3 protein-coding genes and 1 pseudogene are annotated in these 2,976 nt (G+C 66.8%); 1 reads left to right on the top strand and 3 read right to left on the bottom strand.

The features are described from left to right. The 3 genes from DYI24_RS24325 to DYI24_RS24335 form a co-directional block, all read right to left on the bottom strand. Nucleotides 1-789: CHAT domain-containing protein (locus DYI24_RS24325; protein WP_164574147.1), on the bottom strand; the 789-nt coding region annotated here is incomplete at its 3' end. A 6-nt stretch (nucleotides 790-795) separates the two neighbouring features. Continuing rightward, nucleotides 796-2,034, bottom strand: coding sequence for a tetratricopeptide repeat-containing protein (locus DYI24_RS24330; protein WP_164574148.1), 1,239 nt, complete (start codon nucleotides 2,032-2,034; stop codon nucleotides 796-798). A gap of 172 nt (nucleotides 2,035-2,206) precedes the next feature. Then, complete coding sequence (locus DYI24_RS24335; RefSeq protein ID WP_164574149.1) at nucleotides 2,207-2,584, bottom strand: PAAR domain-containing protein; 378 nt, start codon at nucleotides 2,582-2,584, stop codon at nucleotides 2,207-2,209. A 129-nt stretch (nucleotides 2,585-2,713) separates the two neighbouring features. On the opposite strand from DYI24_RS24335, the pseudogene DYI24_RS24340 reads away from it, so the two are divergent. Next, nucleotides 2,714-2,976: pseudogene (locus tag DYI24_RS24340) on the top strand (hypothetical protein); the annotation flags it as partial.

Below are 2,976 nucleotides of genomic sequence, written 5' to 3' on the forward strand. Positions count from 1 at the left end.
GGTCATCGTCGTGCTGGCGATGTCCCTGAGCTGCAGATCGGGCGCGATGCGCTCGATCTCGGTTTTGGTCGAGGGCAGTTGACTGGCCGCGCCGGCGTAGTCGAGCCCGCCGACCAGCACCGCCTTGCTTCCCGCGATCAGTTTGTCGTCCTGCTCGGCAAACACGATGGCGTCGGCGCGGGTCAGGATGCGGGTGTCGTAGATCTCGTCGAGATAGCGGCCGCTGCCGTCCTGCAGCATCGCGAACGGCAGGCTGTAGAGGTCTGCATCCGGGACCAGAAACAGCCGTGTGACACCGGCGAGTTGCGGCTTCAGCGGCCCGATCAGCGTCGCGTACAGTCGCCGGAACGGCTGGGTACGATCCGCTTCTGCTACGCTGGGGGCGGTGAAGCTGTCGAGCGGGCCGAGGTCGATCACCTGCGGCGGCTTGCCGTGACGGCGGATCACCGCCTGCAGCCGTGCGGCCGGTTTCGGTTCGGCCGGATTGACCCGGCTGCCGCGGCCGCTGACGAAGAAATCGACCAGCGCGTCGGTCGCCTCGAGTTTGTCGTCGACCGAGGGCAGTTGCACGTCGGCCGGCGGCCTGGTGTCGGCGCGTGCGGCGAGTTGCTGCCGCGCCTCCTGCAGACGCTTCAGCACGTCGCGGGCATCGTCGTCGAGCTTGCCGGAGGACAGCATCTCGTGCTGCTGGCCGGACAGCCGCAGCACGGCGCGCGCGAGTTCGCGCGTTGGCTCGTCCGGCAGCCGGTCGAGCGTCAGTCGCAGCAACGTGCGCTCGCCGTCCTCCATGGTCTTTCAGCGCGACACGGCGTCCGCATAGGCGCCCGCCGCCGTTGGATCGATCAGCGCGTAGCGGCCGTATTCGTAGAGGATATCGTCGGCAAGCTTGCGCATCGTTTCGGCGACGTAGCGGTTGCCGGCGGTGCCGACCTCGCGCAGCATCCAGTTGAAGGATTGCTGCTCGACGTCCTTGAAGGTTGCCAGCGCATCAGGATCACCGCGCTTCAAGCGTGTCACGGCGACGCCGAGCAGGGCGTCGAACGTCATCGGATGCTGGCGCGCGATGGTTTCCTGCGCGCGGTGATAGGCGTCGAGCCGCAGCGCCAGTGCACGTGCACTATCGCCGCGACGTTCGTAGTGATCGGCGGCAAGTTGCGCGGCTTTGATCCGCAATAGGTCCGGCGCGCCGTTCCAGTCCTTGACCCGTGCCATCGCTTCCAGCTCGGCCGTGCTCAGCGCGCGGTCGGGGTGAAAGTAAGTCTTGGCGTAGGCGATCCAGGTATCGGCCTGTGCGACGTGTTCGGAGGTGGGATCGGCGAGTTCGGCTGCGCAACGCTTCTGCAGTGCCAGCGCCTGCATGGTCTCGGCCTCGTTGCCCATCGCCAGATGATCGAGCGCGAGATTGCTGGCGCTGACCAGCGCCTGGATGCTGCCGACGCCGTAATGCGCGATGCGTTTCTTCAACAGCGGCGCGTCGATCTTGGCAGCGAGGTCGGGATGGCCGACCATGCGCAGCGCTTCGGCGTAGTTGTTCTCGGTGCGCCAGGTCAGCGGCTCCTTGTCGCCGAGCGCCCGGCGCGCCCCGAGATAGGTTTCTTCCGACAGGTTGAGCCCGGCCGCAACGGCGCCGTTGTTGGTCAGCAGCGTGGCGAGGATGTCGCTGCCGGCGATGTCCTGCGCGGTGTTCGGCCCATAGCTTTCGCGCATCCGCTTGCGCGCCTCGACCGCGACCGGAATGCCGCGTTCGTATTGCACTGTGCGCTCAAGGAAGCGGGCGTATTCGAACCACAGCGTGGTGGCCTCAGGGCTCGCCTCGCGCGCGGCGCGGGTGTTGGCGGCCTCGGCGAACAGTTCGGAGGCTGTTGCGGTGTCGCGCCGGCGCTCGAACAAGGTGACGGCGCTGAGATAGGCCTGGATGGTCAGCGGGTGATAACTGCTATCACGCACCGCGCGCAGCGCGGCGGTGAGACGCTGGCGACCGCCGTCGCGATCTCCGGCCTGCAGTGAACGGAACGCATCGTTGATCTTCGCCACCAATTCGCGCTCGGTCGTCGCTCCGCGGTGCTGGGCTTGGGCTTGCGCGGCGAAGGTCGGAACCAGCACAGGGGAAAGGGCGAGCGCTGCGAGGAGCAGGCGAGCGGCAAAACGAGCACCGATGAATTGCCGTGGCGGTAACGAAACTGGCATGCCGGACCGGGCGGCCTCGTTACTTGCAGTTCGCGGTGCTGTCGCCCGCGCGTGCCACCGGCTTGCCGTTGATGAACACGCCTGAGCCGCTGCCGATCACCACCCCGCCGCAGCCGGTGCGGCTGCCGCCGATCGCCGCCGGCTTGCCGTTGATGAAGACGTTGTTTGAGCCTTCGACGATGGAGCCGTCGCTGGTGGTGTCGCCGGCGCGGGCTGCCGGCTTGCCGCCGACCATCACGTCCTGACTGCCGCCGGTGACAACGCCCGGCGCTCCGCTTGCCGGCGATTCGGCCAGCGCCGACGCTGCGCCCAGCATCAGCAGCAGAGCGATCGCCGAGGCTGCGCCACAAGCAGGGCACAGCGCGCCGCCGGCGCTACGCTCGGGTGGTGTGGCCATACCTGACTCCTTGGTGGTTCGGCGATTTCCGTGAATGACCATGACTTGCGATGGACATTCCCCCTGCGGTGGATGATGTTTTCACCGCAACCGTAACGTGTCCGGCGACTTCTCTTCAGGGGAACGGAAATGACACCTTCGGTCAACCTCTACGCCTGGGCGATCCCGGCCTGGTCTTCCGAATCCCCGGTCGACCACACCTGGGTCACCAGCTACGACAACCAGGTTCATCCCTACAGCACCATTGCCGACGTCGTCGTGGCAGGGCAGTCGTTCTGGTACTGCTGGGGATCGTTTCATCCGCAAGGCGGAACGCCGATCAATCCGACCGGCGCGCTCGGCCAGCAGTCCGGCAATCTCAAGCTGGCGCAGTGTCTGGTGCAGCCCAATGC

Source organism: Rhodopseudomonas sp. BR0C11, assembly GCF_010820945.1.
GTDB classification, from domain to species: domain Bacteria; phylum Pseudomonadota; class Alphaproteobacteria; order Rhizobiales; family Xanthobacteraceae; genus Rhodopseudomonas; species Rhodopseudomonas palustris_H.

Bases quoted from the DNA above. Each gene is read 5' to 3' on its own strand.
- DYI24_RS24335 (WP_164574149.1), bottom strand. From the start codon at position 2,584: ATGGCCACACCACCCGAGCGTAGCGCCGGCGGCGCGCTGTGCCCTGCT.